Genomic DNA, 16,994 nt, shown 5'->3' with positions numbered 1-16,994 from the left:
TTCGTTCCCCATCGGGCGTTATTCCTTTTGGTTAGGGATCTATATAATGATATTTTTCGGAAAAATTGAAACATTCGCACCACATTGACCGTATAGAAAGGCAGGAGGGAACAAATTGATCGGTTTTTTCCTAGTATTCTTCATTGGAACCTTAGGGATAGCGCTCGCTGTAACCGGTTGTGTTCTTGCGCTCGTCCGTAACATTCGATCCACAGGTGAAACGGAGCGGATTCGGCGTTTGGAAAAAGAAGTGGAAGCATTAAAGGAGAGTGAAGAGAGTGAGGTGTAAGACATGCGGACGCAGTTGGACATTTGGAAAAGCACTGCTTTCATCGATGAAAGTCACCGGTAAGAAACAATGTCCACATTGCGGAGCGGAACATTATTCTACGAAACGAGCCTATCATCGTTCAGGGATATTAGCGCTTACGGCATTTTTTGTGTTTATGTTTTTAATAGAAACGTTCCAAATGCGGCTGACGTCTGCCTTGTTTTTCGCTGTCTTCCTTTTAGTGATCGTCCTATTTGTCCAACCGTTGGTGATCCACTTAGCTGATGAGGAAGTCTTGCATAAGGAGTGAGGGTTTGTTGAAAGATTTGTTTTTTCTTCTCAAGGGACAAAAAAACAGAGAAGATAAAGTGCTATTCAAAAGAGTTCAGCAAAATCCAGAAGCATAAAAGAATGGGGTTGAAAATATCTGATGAACGAAGGAACCGAAAAATCTATGGTTTTCCGCTCATCCGGGTCATGTTGGAAGAATACGAGGAGAAAGGTCGGTTTCTAACCTTAAAGCAATCATTTCAACGCTGCATACGACAGATCAGTCTCGCAGCCAGAGGTTTAAGAGGGTGATGTCTTGAATTATAAATATAGCAACACGGAATTATGGAGGAAAAAAGCGAGAGGTTCCTTGTTTAACATAATTGTAAGTTTATTACCGGCAGTACTTTCTCTTTATTTGCACGGCCGGATCGAGCCGTTTATCGTTTTCGGATCAGGTGTGGTTTTTTTAATAGGTTTGTGTCAAATGCTTCATTATTACAAAATGCCTGAGCGTGACTATGTGCGCGTGGAGGATGATATCCTCGACATCCGGATTGGAATCGCTGATCCGAATACTCGTCTGGCAGATGAAGAAATAAAGCGTATCCAGCAAATGGATGATGTCATATCCATAAAATCAAACAAAGGTGAGGAAGAGAACATTTACTTAGAAAACTTATCCGATGAGGATGCAGCATCTCTTTTAGACGAGCTGAAGCACCAATATGGAAACCGCATGCACACCAAGAATCATCCAGCTTGATCGACCGTTATTCAAAGATGGAAAAACCTTATTGTTTAAAAGAAGAGAGGAAGAAAAAGATGAGCCAAACGACAGACCATAACAGTAAAGCATGGGACAAAAAAGTGGAAGACGGGGTGCGTTACACCCAAAGCGTAACGCATGAAACTATCGAAAAAGCTCGTAGCGGCGAGTGGACGATCGGTGTGACCGCCGATCGCCAGGTGCCGAGAAACTGGTTTCCTGAATCGTTAAAAGGAGTGAAGGTTCTCTGCCTTGCATCTGGAGGTGGTCAACAAGGGCCTGTCCTCGCTGCCACAGGTGCCGAGGTCACCGTTTTTGATTTATCGGAAAAGCAGCTTCAACAAGACGAAAGGGTAGCTGACCAAGAAGGACTCGATTTGAAAACCGTTAAAGGTGAGATGACTGACTTATCCGTATTCGCAGATGAAACATTCGATCTCATCGTCCACCCTGTCGCTAACGTATTCATCGAAAATGTACGCCCGGTCTGGAAGGAAGCGGCACGTGTTTTGAAAAATAAAGGAACGCTCATTTCAGGCTTTATGAATCCTGTTCTTTACTTGTTTGATGCAGAAAAAGAGGACGAAGGCAAGTTGGAAGTGGCTCATACGATTCCTTACTCTGCGCTTGAAGAGGAAGAAGTAATTGAAGGCGAAACGCTCGAGTTCGGCCATACTTTAGAAGACCAGCTGCAAGGCCAGACGGATGCTGGCTTTGTCATTGCAGGAATCTATGAAGATGATTTCGGTGGTGAAAGAACCATCGATCACCATATTAAAACAATGATTGCTACAAGAGCCGTTAAATTAAAGCTATAAGGAGCGGTTTATGGTTTCAACAATTATTACGGTGTTGTTTTCCTTCTTGATCATCTTCGTGGTTTTGCGCACCGCCTACCGGATGTTTGTAAAAAAACAGTACCCCGATAATTCCTATACACCGTTCGATTATGTGAGCGGGCAAACAGAAACTCCTTTTCATGAAGAAGACAAGGAAGAGCAAGAGGAAAATGACAGAACAGGTCAGCGTTATGACTAAACGCATGCCCTGTTTTTTATTCTTGAGTTATTAAAGAATATGCAGGATTCTTGAAGACTCAGTTTCGAGATGTTCCGGGGTTCGTTGCTTGGGATGAGCGTAAGGGGTGGTTGGGAAGCCACTCGCTTTCCTGTGGGGGAGTGGTGAGCTTCCTCGGACTACGTCCTGCGGGATCTCATCTATCTCCTTTCTCCCACGGGAGTCTCGCAGCTTCCCAACCACCCCATTCGATACATGTGAGAAACGAACCCTTTTACCGAGAGGGGCTGTCTTTCACTATCCTGTTGGTATAGGCAGAAAACGCTCTATAACAAGCTTTCCGTATGCAGAATAGCTACCTCGGTCGTTGATCCCCCTTCCAATTTCCATGTGCATGAAAGCATCTTATTATGGAAGTAGTTTCGAGACACTAGTATGGCAAAGGGGCGGAGGGGAATGGCGAGACTCCTGCGGTGAAAAAGTGCTTGGTGAGACCCCGCAGGACGCAGTCCGAGGAGGCTCACCGCGCTCCCGCGGAAAGCGAGCTATTTCCCGCAGCCCCATCGACTCAACAAAAGTCTCGAAACTGAGTCTTCCACAATAGGGAGCATTTATATCACAAGAAACTTATTGTGAAGGAAGGAGTTTCAAAGGTTTGGTTGAATACATATATTCGATAGGAGGACGTATCATGAACCATTCATTAATCCGAGTAGGGACGATTTATTTACCTGTCCAAGAAGTGGATAAATCCGCAGTCTGGTATGAAGAAAAGCTTGGAGCTGACATCAATTATCAAGATAACCAGAAAGCCATCGTAGACTTAGCAGGCATCAGTATTTTCTTAGTAAAATCATCGCCGGAACAAACATCAAACTTTTTAGATGAGGACGGAAGCGAGCGTTTTGCCATCACATTTGAAGTGGATGGAAAAGAGGCGTTGAGGGCTTTACATAAAAAGTTAAAAGATAAAGGGGTTGAGGTGGGTGAAATCGAAAATAGGGGCCACCCTGGTTTGAATTTTGTATTTGAGGATGTAAACGGAAACCGATTGGATGTCTGGAGCGAGTTAAGTCCTGCTTATAGAGTTTGATGTCGATTTAGTAGTTTGTGACAGATAGATGTTTCTCCTGTAAATTATAGATATAGTTTTTTTACAGGAGTGATTGTAATGATTCAAGCATTCATATTATTTCTATTTGCAGGAGTGGCTGAAATCGGAGGAGGGTATTTGATCTGGCTCGCCATCCGTGAAGGTAAGCCGCTTTCCTGGGGAATCGCGGGAGGATTCGCGCTTGCCTTATACGGGGTGATTGCTACGTTTCAAAGCTTCCCATCTTTTGGCCGTGTATACGCCGCCTATGGTGGTGTGTTCATCATTTTATCCGTGATGTGGGGATGGGGTGTGGATCGGAAAACGCCCGATCTATATGACTGGATTGGTGCAGGGATCTGTATGATCGGTGTTTGTGTCATGTTATTTGCGCCAAGACAATAGGAGATCGGATGAAAAAAGGAATTCGTGGTTTGATTGCAGTCTTAGTGTTTCCATTGCCGGTTTTGGAATGTGGTTATGAATGAAAAAGCAAAGTGTCCCCTCCAGGAATGATGGTCCATACGGAAACCAGTGATACACATGTCATTTCCGAGGGAGAAGGGCCGGTGACTGTCGTTTTAGAAGCAGGGTTCAGTTCTATTTCCCTGGACTGGCTTTATGTCCAGCCAGAGCTTGCTCGGCATGCAGAAACCATCGCCTATGACCGTGGAAACTATGGATGGAGCCGTTCAATGAGATCAAAGAAACCAGTTACATAGTTAAGGACGGTCTGCGGATCGTCCTTCTGTTTTGTGAAAAAATGTATGCTTTGTTTGAGAGGCGAACTCGATTTCTTCCAACGTCCGGCAATACACAGGTTCAATGTCTCCACTGAATTCCTTTGCATTCTTCTTCATCAAGTCCAATACGTTTACACTCTTGAACCAATCCCCTGTCTCCGCTTCTGCATGGACCCAGTCCTCCCACACAATCTCCAGTTTGGGACTGTAAATTTTGGGCCCGTTCTGCTTTCGTTTGCATGGGCTCATAGTCATTTCATGGACATGACCCGGTGGTGTTTCATTGACATCATTAAATAGTTGCGGCCAGTAATCCTTACGCGAGCCTGTGTGTTTATTAGCAGAGCACCATTGGACGATTTGATCCAAGCGTGACCGCACACCATAAAGAAGCTCGTAAAGAGATCTTCCGAGGAGAATGCGTTCATCTACGGCAGAAAAGTGGTGAACGGTTCCACCGACGAGTTTGATCTTCTGCTGGATCGGAGTCATATAAGGGAAGAGGATATGATTCATTGAAAGCATATCTTGAAGTTTGAACATCACTTTGTCCATAACAGTCGCCATGTAAAGGTGGTTTCTTACCACACGATTTTCGATATAATGCTGTTCATTGACGATCAGCGCTTTCGTCAGTTCTTCACTATTTCCGCTTTTCCAAAAACGTTCCCAAAAAGGTTTCATGAATTTGGATACGTTCAACGCATCTAATAGGTGATAGAGAGGGCGGCCATGCTTCAAACTGGCATCATATAGCAATAGCTGGGGGTAAGCATCCTGAAAGATGAGCCAATTTCCTCGTTCTAAGAAAACGAAAAAGTCTCTCCCTTCTTTTCCTGTCAACAACTTTGGTAGATATTCACCCTTCAGATCAGTCATGTTCCAGCCCGCGTTTCTAGAGACGAGGTGGGCAAGCAGTGCCCAATGAATTTCAGGATGCTTTTCAAAAAAGTGAAGATACGCCATCGTACGTGTGACATTGTTTCGATTTTTCTCCTGAGTGATCCTCCTTATTTCCTTCACGAGCGTTTCTTCCTGCGTCGTCAACGGGGCTGGGGTTGCTTTCAACGCGGCCTTCAAGTCTTTTTTCAGCAGGCGCCATTTGGATGAAAACATATCCTTTTCACCTCCTACTACGAATATATTTCCGAAACGAATGCAACATGATTAACTTAGTATTTGTCTGCCATCCTTCTCTATGTAAAAAAAGGAAGGAATTTCAATTCAGGTAGCGAATTTTAAGAGAAGGAGGAGCGAGATGGATTTCCCTTTGAAGAAAAAGATAACCAATGATAAGAGCAACCTATACAAATCGCAGCTATAACAGAACGCCAAACAGCTTCCACAAGCACTTGAACAAACAACGAGAAATGCTGCCGTTGAAAAGGTTTTGAGCCGGTGGTCTTTTCCATAAGGAGAGGAGGAAATTGGGAACGTTGTAGCGAGATCATTCCGTGATATTACGTTCATTCATCCCGCCATACTTCTACGATGCTCGAGTGAAGAAATGGAGGGTGCAAGATGGTTCAGTTCCGAACGATTGACTTAAAAAAAGACCGGCAGTGTATCATTGATTTCCGTAAAGATTCGTTTATGGTGAGCTTCGGTAACACCTCAGGCTTTGACGCAAATGCATACTTAATCTATGTGCTTGAAAAAGTAGAGCAATACCCTGATGGTTTCGTTATGGCACAGGTAGACGGAGGAGTCATTGGTCAGCTGGAGTTATCGGTGAAAAAGTATAAGGGACGGAAAATCGGATACATTCACTTGTTTTACCTGATCCCTTCAGAGCGTGGGAAAGGAATGGGAAAAGCACTTCACAACTACGCGATCGATTTTTTTAAAAAACGTAACCTTGAGGAATTTCATTTGCGTGTTGCACCTGATAACCATCGAGCACGCCGATTTTATGAGAAGGCAGGGATGAAAACAATCGGTCCTGATCTTGATGGGAAAGTTATTCGGATGAAAGGGTCTGTCACAAAATCCATTTAGGAGGGAAGCATATGGAGCAACGTGTGATTTGGGATCATCTGGAGTCCGCTGGAGCGGAACATTTAACGTTGAAAAAGTTAACCAATCATATGGAGGTACGAGGGACGGTATTGCTTGTGGATCAGGGAGTGCCACATCATCTTACTTATGATTTGAAGCTCGGACTTGATTGGAAGACTAAAAAAGTGAAGATTTATCAAGAACAAGAGACCGAGCCCTTTGTCGTCCAGGCGGAAAAACAGGATAAGTGGTGGGTCAATGGGAGGTACGATGAGAATCTGGATGGGGCGACGAACGTCGATTTGACCATCACGCCTTTTTCCAACACCTTGCCGATCAATCGTGTGACCTGGCATATAGGAGAACGACGGACGTTCAAAATGGTTTTTGTCGATGTATTAAGGAAAGAAGTATTTCCACTGCTTCAAGTGTACACGTATTTGGGAGATAACGACGGTTATAGGATCTTTCAATACCGCTGCAGGGATTATGAGACCGCACTAGTCATTGATGCTGAAGGTTGGGTCGTCGAGTATCCTGGTGCCTTTGAACGCAAAGCCCTGTTGACAACAGGAGGCCGGAATGTAGGGAAACAACCACAGCCTCTTCTAGCTAATGCTCCATCTTCGTCAGAAGGATTTTATTAAAAGCTGATCAGCAAATTATTTTTACTCTCCATGGCATAGGATCTACCGCAGAAGTGTGATGAAGAGAAAGTCTTCATCACGCTTTTTTTGCTTGCGAATAGTCATAAATACTCATATGTGAACCTCTGGTTAGTTCTAAAGTATTGAACCTCAAGTATTGAAGTAATTATAAATCAAGATCGATAAAAGATACAAAACATTCGATTTGCACACAAAACCGCCCATTTTCCATAGGATAGGTTGATGACTTCTAAAAGGAGGTTGGATTCATTGTATCGGAATCAGTATGGATATACATTCAACCCTTATGGATATGATGGTTACTTTCGCATCCAAAATGACCAATCACTAGTAAAAGATGTGGAAAAAGCGATTAACGGCGAGTACAGTGCGATTGCCTGCTACAATAAATTGGCCGATTTAGCCCCTACACAGCAGGCAAGACAGCAGATTTATGAGATTCGTCAGGATGAAATCCGTCACTATGAGGCCTTCAGCAATATTTATAAGCAACTGACAGGAAAACAACCATCCCCGAAAATCACTGAACCGTGCCCCGATCAATACATGGATGGGATAGAAGCAGCGTTTGTCGATGAACAAAAGACAACAGACTTTTATTATGAAATCGAGCGGAAAGCACAGGATCTTTCCATCAAAGAAACGTTTCGCCAGGCGGGGGCTGATGAACAGAACCATGCCGTTTGGTTTCTGTATTTTCTTTCATTCCCTCAAAGGGATCATTTTCAGGTAAGGCAACAGGATTATGGGGCGGCAGGTGCCTTGAGCGCTTCTTCATTAACCTTCGCAGATATGTTGACGTATGCCATCCAGGATGAATATCTTGCCCAAGCCCGTTATGAAGATATTAGGCGGGAATTTGGCGATATCCAGACATTCGTCCGAATTCAGGAAGCGGAGAAACGCCACATTTCTGCTCTGAATACACTTTTCACAAGATATCAAATCCCTATACCATCCGATGACGCGAGTCAGTATGTAAGCACTCCTGACAGTGTAAAAGCGGCGTATGCAGCTGGTGTCCAGGGGGAAATTGAGAACATATCCATGTATGAAAAGTTTTTATTGTATGATTTGCCAGAGGATGTGAGAACTGTTTTTACACAGTTAAGGAATGCATCATTGAACCACCTCGCAGCCTTCCGCCGTGGCCTTGCACGGTTTGAGGAGTCATAAGAGCTGCATGACAGCTCTTTACATACGTCCCTGTAAAGTGTTATTCAACTATCTGGCAGGATTGTGTAAGACTCAGTTTCGAGACTTTTGTGTAAGTGGATGGGGCTGCGGGGAATGACTCGCTTTCCGTGGGAGCGCGGTGAGCCTCCTCGGACTGCGTCCTGTGGGGTCTCACCAAGCACTTTTTTCCCACAGGAGTCTCCCCATTCCCCTCCGCCCCTTTATCATGTGAGTGTCTCGAAACCACTTCTCGGAAACTCTGCTTGTATGTTCAAAAGAATTGGATCACATAAAACTCCCCCTAGCGGTCATTACGAGCGTGAAGTCTTGATATATAGCGCTTTTCGCCTGTTTCTTAGTGGGTATGGGAGACGGCCCATTTTGGTATAAGGGTTCGTTTCTCTCCTGCACGGGATGGGGTGGTTGGGAAGCTGCGAGACTCCCGTGGGAGAAAGGAGATAGGCGAGATCCCGCAAGGCGATAGCCTGAGGAAGCTCGCCACTCCCCCACAGGAAAGCGAGTAGCTTCCCAGCCGCCCCTGACGCTCAATCCCAACAACGAACCCCGAAACACCTCGAAACTGAGTCTTAAAGAATAGGGAGCTTATATGGAACATTTATAGCAAAATTGAATCGTGATTTTTCTGATGGGTTATGGTATTCTGAATCTAAATGTTAACCATTTATTTTATAGGTTAACTAAGTGAGACATCAGAAAGGGGAATCTGTATGTGGAGTCATCTAGTGGAAAAATCGTTGAATGGAGAAGAAATTACAGATCAGGAAGCGTTTGAAGTGTTGAATTGTCCAGACGATGAACTTCTAAACTTATTACACCAAGCTTACCAAGTAAGAAAGGCACATTATGGCAACAAAGTGAAACTGAATATGATCGTCAATACGAAGTCCGGCTTCTGCCCGGAGAACTGTGGGTATTGTTCGCAGTCCAGAGATTCGAGTGCCCCCATTCAAAAATACCGGATGATGGACAAGGACACCATCGTAAAAGGAGCCGAAAAGGCCTCTAAAATGGGGTCGGGGACTTACTGTATCGTGGCAAGTGGTCGAGGTCCATCAAAACGTGAACTTGATATCGTCACATCTGCAGTCAAAGAAATCAAAGAAGCCTATGATATGAGAGTTTGTGCGTGTCTGGGTTTATTGAAAGCTGAACAGGCGGAGCAATTGAAAGACGCGGGTGTGGACCGCTACAACCATAATATCAATACTTCAGAAAATCATCATGATGAAATAACGACAAGTCATACATATCATGACCGGGTAGGGACAGTGAATCATGCGAAAGAGGCTGGCATTTCGCCTTGCTCCGGAGTCATCGTAGGGATGAAAGAGACGAAGCGGGACGTGATCGATATGGCGCGTGCTTTGAAAACTCTTGATGCAGACTCCATTCCCGTGAACTTTTTACATGCCATTGATGGAACAGCTTTAGAGGGGACGGATGAACTCTCACCTTCCTATTGCTTGAAAGTCCTTTGCTTGTTCCGTTTCATCAACCCAACGAAAGAAATACGTGTCTCCGGAGGTCGTGAAGTGAATTTAAGAAGCCTTCAGCCATTAAGCTTGTATCCTGCAAATTCTATTTTCATCGGTGATTACTTGACGACGGATGGTCAGGAGAGTACGGAAGACCATCGAATGATCGAGGATCTTGGATTTGAAATTGATGTTGTTAATGAAGATAAGGTGATGATGTGAAAAACTGCTGAACGGCAGTTTTTTCTTTTGCGATAAAAATCATCTGTTTGTGTACACAATATCCAGGCTTCTATTGATATAGTACAGGTTTGCAATTAGAATAATATGTAAGCGCTTAATAATTTTTATAAAGGGAGAGGGTATCCGATGCATGTTCCATTGATTTTGACAGAGTTTCTGGACAGGGCGGTACAGTTGTATGGAGAGAAACCGGCGATCATTGATGAGGATTGGACACTGACTTACCGCGAGTTGAACGCTCGGGTCAACCAGTTATCAAGAGGGCTTGAATCTTTAGGTGTGAAGAAAGGGGACAAGGTGGCTTATCTTGCTCCGAATTCGACGGAAATGCTTGAAGGATTCTACGGTGTCTTTCAGTTGGGGGCTGTAATGACCCCGTTGAATACTAGGTTGAAGCCGGCGGACTACCGTTTCATTTTAGAGCACAGTGAAAGTAAAGTGCTTCTCGTCGATCATACTCTCCTGCCGTTAGTGCAAGAGGTTGTGCAGGACCTTCCTTCTATAGAGAAAGTGATTGTCCATGGAGATCCATCCAAGGAAGGGTATGAGTCATGGCTGTCCCAGTTTTCACCCGATCGTTTTGAACGGGCGGCGATAGAGGAGACAGATATTGCTTCTTTACTTTATACGAGCGGAACGACGGGAAATCCTAAAGGGGTATTGTTAAGTCATCGGTCCAATTACCTCCATGCTTTATCATCCATGCATCACTTAAGGGTTTCGGATCAGGATACTCTCCTCCATGTCCTGCCAATGTTTCATGTGAACGGATGGGGATCTCCTTTTTATTATACGGCGAACGGTGCTACACAAGTGATGCTTCGCAAAACAGATCCACAATTAATCGTAGAAAAAGTAGAAAAACACAAAGTGTCCGTGCTACATATGGCGCCGACCGTGTTAAACATGGTCATTGGGGCGTACGAAGAGAAGCAGCCATCCATTGACCATGAGGTAAGAGTCGTGATTGCAGGTTCAGCCCCTCCGCCGGCATTTGTCCGTAAAGTGGAAGAAGACTTGAAATGGAAATTCGTCCAGGTGTACGGCATGACAGAAATCTCACCACTGATTACTACATCGGAACTTCGGTCGATGGATGTGGATCGACCAGCGGAAGAGCGTTATCGCTTGAAAGCGAAAGCTGGTTACAGCATGATCGGCAGCCAGGTGAAGGTCGTGGATGAGTTGGGAGAAGAAGTTCCGAGCGATGGAACATCTATCGGGGAAATCGTAACAAAATCAAACAATGTGATGGAAGGGTATTATAAAAATGTCGAAGCGACCCATGAAGCTATAAGAGATGGATGGCTTCATACGGGAGATATGGCAGTGGTTGATGACGGAGGGAATATTGAAATTGTCGACCGCAAGAAAGATGTCATCATCAGCGGAGGAGAAAACATATCTTCCATTGAAGTGGAAGCGACCTTATATGAACACCCGTCCATACTTGAAGCGGCTGTCGTTGCTGTTCCAGATGAAAAGTGGGGAGAGGTACCCCATGCGGTAGTGGTAGTGAAAGAAGGAGAAACTCTCTCAGAAGAAGAAGTGATCCTGTTTTGCCGTGAGAAACTGGCTCACTTCAAAGCACCAACAAGCGTTACTTTTATCGAAGAATTACCGAAGACAGCGTCTGGAAAGATTCAGAAAGTCGTCATTCGGAAGAAGTTTTGGAAAGACCAGAATCGAATGGTCAATTAAAGAAGGTTCAATTAGCCTAAAGCCGACGCTTTAGGCTTTTTTGTTTTGGAATTAATAAAATGCTCCTAGCTGCATAAACGTGTGAGGAAAATTGGGATGTGGTGCCACATTCGGATCCAACAGCTGGACACTTACGGATAAGCCCTTATTCTGGAAAAAAGACTCAAATTCTGCTTAAATGTTCATTGGAAACCAGAAGTTTAATTGTTGACATAAATACCTCATAGGGTATAAAATGTTTTTAGTTCAAGACATAAAGGAGGAACATCATGTCATTTGTAATGATTGTAACGTTAGTCGTAGGAGCGGGGCTTTTTCTTCTTCACCGTTATCTCCCGGTCTCTCACGTGAAAAAAATGAACATGTCCGAAATAACTGCAAAAAATGATGGCATGGTCGTTCCCGTTGATACGAGGGATTATCAAACATCATCTCATGATAAAATGGAACATGCTGTTTGTCTGCCGCTGGCTTATTTAGAAAGACATCATCAAGATATACCACAGCGTCCGATTGTTTTGGTTTGTTCAGATGAAGTTGAAAAGAATTTGGCAGCGAGACTGCTGAAGAGAAAAGGATATGAAGTAATTGGTTATACCATCCCGGCTAAGCACCAGGAATGCCGGGCGATGCCATGTATGATTGAAAAATAAGGGGTGAAACAAATGGAAGCTATCCTCCCTTGGGGAATCGGATTGTTACTCGGTTGGTTCATAATTAAAAAGCTTTTACCAGTAAAAGGTGTTCAAAATATAACCGTCCAGGAAACACAGAAGCGTCTGAAAGAGAAAAATGTGCAATGGATTGATGTCCGGACGCCTGGTGAATATCGAGCGAATCATAAAAAGCCATTTAAAAATGTACCTCTCTCCGATATTGCGAAACGATCTGGTGAATTGGACCGCAATAAAGAGGTTGTTTTAATATGTCAAAGCGGGATGAGAAGTATGAACGCAGCGAAAGTATTGAAAAAGCAAGGGTTTGATAAAATCACCAACGTTAAAGGTGGTATGAGCGCTTGGGGGTGAACAACATTCCCTCACGAAAAAAGATCAGTGGTACTGGTCTTTTTTTTATTTTTCTGAAACTTACCTTGCAGCCTGCTCGTACTTGTAGGTGACAGGGGTGATGATATGTTATGGGGATATATATTCATTGGAGCTGCCGGTATTGGATTGTTCGTTCTGTTTAATTGGTTGATGGGTTACCGGAAAGGCCATATACAAATTGATTTTGATGAGAGGTATATCGATCATCAGGAATATGTCCAGGCAATTGAAAAAGAATTGAGTGAAAGAGGACACACTGTTCGTTATGAAGGTAATCACACTTTTATCGTGGACGAAAAACCGTACGTCTTCTTTGAAAGGAATGTACCCATGGGGGGAGTTCCATTGCAACGGACGATATTGAAACCGGAAAAATATTGAAATCTAAAACCAGTTCCTACAGGGGACTGGTTTTTGTGTGGAGGCACTTTCCGTATTTTAGCTGGGATAAGAGAGCTTTTTACCCGCAAACTAATCAAAAAGGAAAGGGGTGTTTCATTTGAAAACATTCACCCTATATCTTTTGATTGGTCTATGTATTTTCCATATGAATATTGTAAGCGTTTACGCTAAAAACCACCCTCGGAATTATTATGAAGAACAAGGGACGGCGATTTGGGATGTACCCATTTCATCAAAGTATATAGCCATCACTTTTGATGATGGTCCAAGTTCAGAGTACACGCCGGAAATTTTGGACATTTTACAGGAGCATAACGCGAAAGCCACCTTTTTTGTGGTTGGATCAAGGGCTCAGCAGAATCCGTCGATCATCAAGTCGATGGTGAAAAGTGGTCACGAGCTTGCCAACCACAGTTTTCATCACCCGGACTTTACAGGCATAACAAAAGAAGAGCTGATCCATGAAATGGACAACACATCAGAAGTTCTTGAAAGTTTGACAGGGGCCCCGCCGAGGCTGTTTCGTCCACCTGGAGGCGTCTATAACGACATTATTGTCAATACGGCTAATGAAGAAGGGTATATGGTGGTCATGTGGTCCTGGCATCAAGATACGAGAGACTGGAAAAGCCCCGGCGTCCATAATATTGTAAAAACCGTATTGAACAATACGAGGAATGGGGATATTGTCCTTTTTCACGATTTTGGAGGCGATCGTTCACAGACGGTTGAAGCATTAAAGCAGATTCTCCCTAAACTGAAAGAAGAAGGCTATCAATTCGTAACTGTCTCGGAATTGCTTCAAAAACATACGAAATACAACCTTCTGCATGGAGTCAACGGTGTAGATTGATCCCTGATCCCAAACTTTTGGGATCTTTTTTTGTCTTTAAAAAGACTAAGGTGAAGGGGTTTTTAGCAACTTAAGAATCTTTGATCATACCTTATGTTAAGAAACCTGACATTTATAGTTGTGTAAATATTGTGACTTTGATACAATTCTTAATAACATAAGATGTTATAAAATCTAACATAAGGGGAGTTAAGAGAATGGATGCTACTTTTTTGATGAACAATCTTTGGATCATCGTCTGTACAATCCTGGTTCTATTGATGCAAGGGGGCTTTATACTGCTTGAAGCAGGGTCGACACGTATGAAAAACGCCGGCCATATTGCAGGAAAGACGGTTTTTACTGTAGGCATTGTTTCTGTGGTATTCTGGGCATTAGGATACGGACTGATTTATGGTGAAGGAAATGGATTTATTGGCTTTTCTAATTTCTTTTTCGGGGATGCAACGACGATGGGGGAAGGCTTAGCTGGTTCCACAGATTTCCTTTTTCAGTTGGCGTTTGCAGCCATTGCGATGACGATTGCTTTTGGTGGTTTTGCTGAGAGGGCAAAACTGGTCGCCTACGTTATTTTCGCTATTTTATTCTCTATACTCGTTTATCCTGTTATTGCTCACTGGATCTGGGGCGGCGGCTGGTTAGGTGAACATGGAAAACAGGACTTTGCCGGTTCAACGGTTGTCCACTTGACGGGTGCCATGGCGGCTTTAGCGGCAACGATCATTTTGAAACCTCGGATTGGAAAATACAACAAAGATGGTTCTTCTAATGAAATTGCCGGCCATAACCAGGTGTTTACAGCATTAGGTGTCCTCCTCTTATGGGTCGGCTGGTTCGGATTTAATGCAGGAAGTACGTTCGGGGTAGCGGATGCGTTCTTTGGTTATGTAGCCCTTAACACCCAATTGGCAGCAGGTGCTGGTGCCATCGGTGCGATGCTGATGGTTTGGGCAGTGACTGGAAAAGCAGATGTACCGACAACGTTGAATGGTGCCCTTGCCGGTCTTGTTGCGATTACAGCTTCTTGCGCTTTCGTTGAACCTTGGGCAGCCGTTTTGATTGGCCTGATCGGTGGTGGAATTGTATTCTTCAGCATGCGTTTCTTTGATAAAAGGAAAATTGATGATCCGATTTTTGCTCTCTCCGTCCACGGTGTCGTGGGTGTATGGGGAACGTTGTCCAATGGGTTGTTCGCAACCCCAGAGCTTGCCTCTGTGGGTCGTCCCGGCCTGTTTTACGGTGGTGGATTTGAGCAGCTATGGGTGCAGACGCTCGGAGTTGTAAGTAGTGGGTTGTATGCGTTCATCGTTTCATTCATCATTCTGAAAATTATGGATAAAGCAATGGGTGGTCTTCGTGTATCAGAAGAGGAAGAAATCATGGGTCTTGACTTAAGTGAACACGGCGGTTATGGATACCCTGAAAATTTGACGCCTCCACAAAAGACAAAATCAGGAGCGTAAAGACGTAATCATAAAGGATGGAATGGATGTTTAAGACATATGAAGAAATCAGAGTATGGCGAGAAGAGATGATTGAATCTGTATGTGATGATCATTTGCAGTTGAATGCTTTTCACGATCAATTGATCCACCATACTTTCCATCTGGCAAAAGAAAAAGTTGAACGTGAGCAGGGGGAGCCTCCTGCTCCTTTTGCATTTTTTCTGATGGGGAGTGCAGGAAGATATGAGCAGTCGCTATGGAGTGATCAAGATCATGGGATTCTGTTTGATGGGGACGAGAAACATCAGGATTATTATTTATCGCTGGGAGAAGAAATCAGAGAAGGAATGGCCATCGTCGGTTATGAACGGTGTGAGGGGAATGTGATGGCTTCGAATCCTCTATGGTGCCAACCCGTAGACGTATTCGTCCTGCAGATCTCCGAATGGTTGAGGGAAGCAGACTGGCAGTCCCTCCGGCATTTTCTTATTTTTTTTGATTCTAGAGTGTTGGTAGGGGAGTCAGAACTGTTGCTAAAAGTCAAAGAGACTTCTTTTGCGGTGATTGATGAAGAACCAGGGCTTTTGACAAGGTTGATGGATAATGTCAATTACGTAAAAAAGGGTGTGGGAGTTTTCGGGCAGCTGCTGCCGGATTACAGTGGAGAGAAAAAAGGTCATTTCAATCTAAAACAGACAGTCTATTTTCCATATATTAATGCTTTGAGGATCCTGTCCCTTTTTCAACATGTCACCAATTCTTCAACGTTATCAAGATTTGAAGCGCTGCGTTCCCTATATCCCTCTCTTTCTGAATATGAAAATGGTTTTCGACAATTCCTTCAGCAAAGGTTGAAACTGAAAAAAGAAGCTGAAAATTATCAGCAGGTCCACGTAATCAAAGTGGAACAGTTATCAAAAGAAGAAAAACAGCAATTGAAAAAGCAGGTCAAAAGCGCTCAAAAACTATATCAAATGGCGAAAAACATCATTAAAGAGGGTCGAACATGAACCCTTTTGTACAATTTGTTAAAGATCTGTCCGGGAAAATCGGTGGTGGGCTTTCTTCATTGAATCAAAATGATCCATCCAATATGGCGTACTTAAGGAACCTGGAGAGAGAGATGAAGAACGAGAATACTCTTGACCTTCCTTTTGATGATTTGAGTATTACGGTTTTCGATTTGGAAACGACCGGCTTTTACCCATACAACGGCGACCAGATTTTATCCATAGGGGCTGTGAAAGTGAAAGGAGAACAAATTGTCGATAGCCACACCTTTTATACTTTGGTCGGTACAGATGCTACGCCATCTAAAGAGATTGCATCCTTGACTGGAATTACAAGGGAAATGATCGAAGACGCGCCTCCCCTTCGCGATGCTTTGAAGAGCTTTTATAATTATGTGAAGGCGGACTTGCTTGTCGCTCACCATGCCAATCATGAAAAGCAATTCATGAATCATGCCACATGGATCGCCTTGAGAAAAAGGTTCCAGCATAGAATCGTCGATACAGCCTTCTTGACGAAGATTCTTCATAAACAGCAAGGGCTGACGACGCTAGATGAATGTTGCGAGCATTATGGGATTGATATAAAGAGACGTCACCATGCGCTTTATGATAGTTTGGCGACCGCTGAATTATGGATGTTTTGCATAAAAGAATTAAAGAAAGAAGGGTTTACAAATTTGAGCGAGATCTATGCAAGGATCGCCACGATGGAATGAGCGTCTAAACCTTTTCATGTTTTTCTTTTTTCAGCATAAAATTGATAGGACACCATGAAGGGGGGATGACA

The 16,994-nt window shown here is 43.8% G+C and carries 21 protein-coding genes; 20 read left to right on the top strand and 1 reads right to left on the bottom strand.

The window, feature by feature from the left end:
- Window positions 1-115 precede the first annotated feature (115 nt).
- The 8 genes from ACJA3J_RS13650 (at window position 116) to ACJA3J_RS13615 (ending at window position 4,142) form a co-directional block, all read left to right on the top strand.
- Window positions 116-289: a hypothetical protein gene (locus ACJA3J_RS13650; protein WP_406944358.1), complete on the top strand. Its 174-nt coding sequence runs from the start codon at window positions 116-118 to the stop codon at window positions 287-289.
- Entirely contained in the window at window positions 279-581 is a 303-nt protein-coding gene (locus ACJA3J_RS13645; RefSeq protein ID WP_167356027.1) for a TIGR04104 family putative zinc finger protein, read from the top strand. The genes ACJA3J_RS13650 and ACJA3J_RS13645 overlap by 11 nt, the downstream gene beginning before the upstream one ends.
- 276 nt (window positions 582-857) lie before the next feature.
- Window positions 858-1,307, top strand: coding sequence for a hypothetical protein (locus tag ACJA3J_RS13640; protein ID WP_406944357.1), 450 nt, complete (start codon window positions 858-860; stop codon window positions 1,305-1,307).
- A 59-nt stretch (window positions 1,308-1,366) separates the two neighbouring features.
- Window positions 1,367-2,128: a class I SAM-dependent methyltransferase gene (locus ACJA3J_RS13635; protein ID WP_406944356.1), complete on the top strand. Its 762-nt coding sequence runs from the start codon at window positions 1,367-1,369 to the stop codon at window positions 2,126-2,128.
- 10 nt (window positions 2,129-2,138) lie between these two features.
- On the top strand, window positions 2,139-2,348 hold the full coding sequence (locus tag ACJA3J_RS13630; RefSeq protein WP_406944355.1) for a DUF3951 domain-containing protein: 210 nt from the start codon (window positions 2,139-2,141) through the stop codon (window positions 2,346-2,348).
- A gap of 670 nt (window positions 2,349-3,018) precedes the next feature.
- Window positions 3,019-3,420 carry a VOC family protein gene (locus ACJA3J_RS13625; protein ID WP_406944354.1) on the top strand — a complete coding sequence of 134 codons (402 nt, stop codon included), beginning with the start codon at window positions 3,019-3,021 and terminating at the stop codon, window positions 3,418-3,420.
- 78 nt (window positions 3,421-3,498) lie between these two features.
- Window positions 3,499-3,825: a YnfA family protein gene (locus tag ACJA3J_RS13620; protein WP_089651818.1), complete on the top strand. Its 327-nt coding sequence runs from the start codon at window positions 3,499-3,501 to the stop codon at window positions 3,823-3,825.
- A gap of 164 nt (window positions 3,826-3,989) precedes the next feature.
- A complete protein-coding gene (locus ACJA3J_RS13615) occupies window positions 3,990-4,142 on the top strand; it encodes a hypothetical protein (RefSeq protein WP_406944353.1) in 153 nt (50 codons plus the stop codon).
- Here the strand turns inward: ACJA3J_RS13615 and ACJA3J_RS13610 are convergent, their stop codons facing one another.
- Window positions 4,143-5,279, bottom strand: coding sequence for a DUF2515 family protein (locus ACJA3J_RS13610; protein ID WP_406944352.1), 1,137 nt, complete (start codon window positions 5,277-5,279; stop codon window positions 4,143-4,145). It lies immediately after the preceding gene.
- Between the two features lie 405 nt (window positions 5,280-5,684).
- Here ACJA3J_RS13610 and ACJA3J_RS13605 point away from each other — a divergent pair, with 405 nt between their 5' ends.
- The 12 genes from ACJA3J_RS13605 to ACJA3J_RS13550 all read left to right on the top strand — a co-directional run bounded on the left by ACJA3J_RS13605 (window position 5,685) and on the right by ACJA3J_RS13550 (window position 16,923).
- A complete protein-coding gene (locus ACJA3J_RS13605) occupies window positions 5,685-6,161 on the top strand; it encodes a GNAT family N-acetyltransferase (protein ID WP_406944351.1) in 477 nt (158 codons plus the stop codon).
- 11 nt (window positions 6,162-6,172) lie between these two features.
- Window positions 6,173-6,808, top strand: coding sequence for a putative glycolipid-binding domain-containing protein (locus tag ACJA3J_RS13600; protein ID WP_406944350.1), 636 nt, complete (start codon window positions 6,173-6,175; stop codon window positions 6,806-6,808).
- 270 nt (window positions 6,809-7,078) lie between these two features.
- Window positions 7,079-8,005, top strand: a complete 927-nt coding sequence (locus ACJA3J_RS13595) for a rubrerythrin family protein (RefSeq protein WP_406944349.1) — start codon at window positions 7,079-7,081, stop codon at window positions 8,003-8,005.
- A 722-nt stretch (window positions 8,006-8,727) separates the two neighbouring features.
- Window positions 8,728-9,723 (top strand): biotin synthase BioB, encoded by a 996-nt coding sequence (bioB, locus tag ACJA3J_RS13590; RefSeq protein WP_406946301.1) that lies wholly within the window; start codon window positions 8,728-8,730, stop codon window positions 9,721-9,723.
- A gap of 147 nt (window positions 9,724-9,870) precedes the next feature.
- The gene (locus tag ACJA3J_RS13585) at window positions 9,871-11,445 is read left to right on the top strand and encodes a long-chain-fatty-acid--CoA ligase (protein WP_406944348.1); all 1,575 of its coding nucleotides are present in this window, start codon (window positions 9,871-9,873) and stop codon (window positions 11,443-11,445) included.
- Between the two features lie 269 nt (window positions 11,446-11,714).
- Window positions 11,715-12,098, top strand: a complete 384-nt coding sequence (locus ACJA3J_RS13580; RefSeq protein WP_089651826.1) for a hypothetical protein — start codon at window positions 11,715-11,717, stop codon at window positions 12,096-12,098.
- A gap of 12 nt (window positions 12,099-12,110) precedes the next feature.
- Window positions 12,111-12,473 (top strand): rhodanese-like domain-containing protein, encoded by a 363-nt coding sequence (locus ACJA3J_RS13575; protein WP_115893501.1) that lies wholly within the window; start codon window positions 12,111-12,113, stop codon window positions 12,471-12,473.
- Window positions 12,474-12,578: 105 nt separating this feature from the next.
- On the top strand, window positions 12,579-12,875 hold the full coding sequence (locus ACJA3J_RS13570) for a hypothetical protein (RefSeq protein WP_115893500.1): 297 nt from the start codon (window positions 12,579-12,581) through the stop codon (window positions 12,873-12,875).
- A gap of 118 nt (window positions 12,876-12,993) precedes the next feature.
- The gene (locus tag ACJA3J_RS13565) at window positions 12,994-13,749 is read left to right on the top strand and encodes a polysaccharide deacetylase family protein (RefSeq protein WP_258871063.1); all 756 of its coding nucleotides are present in this window, start codon (window positions 12,994-12,996) and stop codon (window positions 13,747-13,749) included.
- Window positions 13,750-13,946: 197 nt separating this feature from the next.
- Window positions 13,947-15,212: an ammonium transporter gene (locus tag ACJA3J_RS13560; RefSeq protein WP_115893499.1), complete on the top strand. Its 1,266-nt coding sequence runs from the start codon at window positions 13,947-13,949 to the stop codon at window positions 15,210-15,212.
- A 26-nt stretch (window positions 15,213-15,238) separates the two neighbouring features.
- On the top strand, window positions 15,239-16,204 hold the full coding sequence (locus tag ACJA3J_RS13555; protein ID WP_089651830.1) for a DUF294 nucleotidyltransferase-like domain-containing protein: 966 nt from the start codon (window positions 15,239-15,241) through the stop codon (window positions 16,202-16,204).
- Window positions 16,201-16,923, top strand: a complete 723-nt coding sequence (locus ACJA3J_RS13550) for an exonuclease domain-containing protein (protein WP_115893497.1) — start codon at window positions 16,201-16,203, stop codon at window positions 16,921-16,923. Before ACJA3J_RS13555 ends, ACJA3J_RS13550 begins: the two co-directional genes overlap by 4 nt.
- Window positions 16,924-16,994: the final 71 nt, after the last annotated feature.

Origin of the sequence: Halobacillus sp. SY10, assembly GCF_045401165.1 — a bacterium.
Taxonomy (GTDB): Bacteria; Bacillota; Bacilli; order Bacillales; family Halobacillaceae; genus Halobacillus; species Halobacillus aidingensis.
Note: the sequence above shows the minus strand (reverse complement) of the source record. Positions and strands in the feature narration are given on the sequence as shown.

What these genes read in the sequence shown, in the direction of transcription:
- ACJA3J_RS13600 (WP_406944350.1), top strand. Translation starts at nt 6,173, where the DNA reads ATGGAGCAACGTGTGATTTGGGATCATCTGGAGTCCGCTGGAGCGGAA.
- ACJA3J_RS13610 (WP_406944352.1), bottom strand. Translation starts at nt 5,279, where the DNA reads ATGTTTTCATCCAAATGGCGCCTGCTGAAAAAAGACTTGAAGGCCGCG.
- ACJA3J_RS13555 (WP_089651830.1), top strand. Translation starts at nt 15,239, where the DNA reads ATGTTTAAGACATATGAAGAAATCAGAGTATGGCGAGAAGAGATGATT.
- ACJA3J_RS13560 (WP_115893499.1), top strand. Translation starts at nt 13,947, where the DNA reads ATGGATGCTACTTTTTTGATGAACAATCTTTGGATCATCGTCTGTACA.
- ACJA3J_RS13630 (WP_406944355.1), top strand. Translation starts at nt 2,139, where the DNA reads ATGGTTTCAACAATTATTACGGTGTTGTTTTCCTTCTTGATCATCTTC.
- ACJA3J_RS13575 (WP_115893501.1), top strand. Translation starts at nt 12,111, where the DNA reads ATGGAAGCTATCCTCCCTTGGGGAATCGGATTGTTACTCGGTTGGTTC.
- ACJA3J_RS13580 (WP_089651826.1), top strand. Translation starts at nt 11,715, where the DNA reads ATGTCATTTGTAATGATTGTAACGTTAGTCGTAGGAGCGGGGCTTTTT.
- ACJA3J_RS13605 (WP_406944351.1), top strand. Translation starts at nt 5,685, where the DNA reads ATGGTTCAGTTCCGAACGATTGACTTAAAAAAAGACCGGCAGTGTATC.
- ACJA3J_RS13585 (WP_406944348.1), top strand. Translation starts at nt 9,871, where the DNA reads ATGCATGTTCCATTGATTTTGACAGAGTTTCTGGACAGGGCGGTACAG.
- ACJA3J_RS13620 (WP_089651818.1), top strand. Translation starts at nt 3,499, where the DNA reads ATGATTCAAGCATTCATATTATTTCTATTTGCAGGAGTGGCTGAAATC.
- ACJA3J_RS13625 (WP_406944354.1), top strand. Translation starts at nt 3,019, where the DNA reads ATGAACCATTCATTAATCCGAGTAGGGACGATTTATTTACCTGTCCAA.
- ACJA3J_RS13635 (WP_406944356.1), top strand. Translation starts at nt 1,367, where the DNA reads ATGAGCCAAACGACAGACCATAACAGTAAAGCATGGGACAAAAAAGTG.
- ACJA3J_RS13550 (WP_115893497.1), top strand. Translation starts at nt 16,201, where the DNA reads ATGAACCCTTTTGTACAATTTGTTAAAGATCTGTCCGGGAAAATCGGT.
- ACJA3J_RS13570 (WP_115893500.1), top strand. Translation starts at nt 12,579, where the DNA reads ATGTTATGGGGATATATATTCATTGGAGCTGCCGGTATTGGATTGTTC.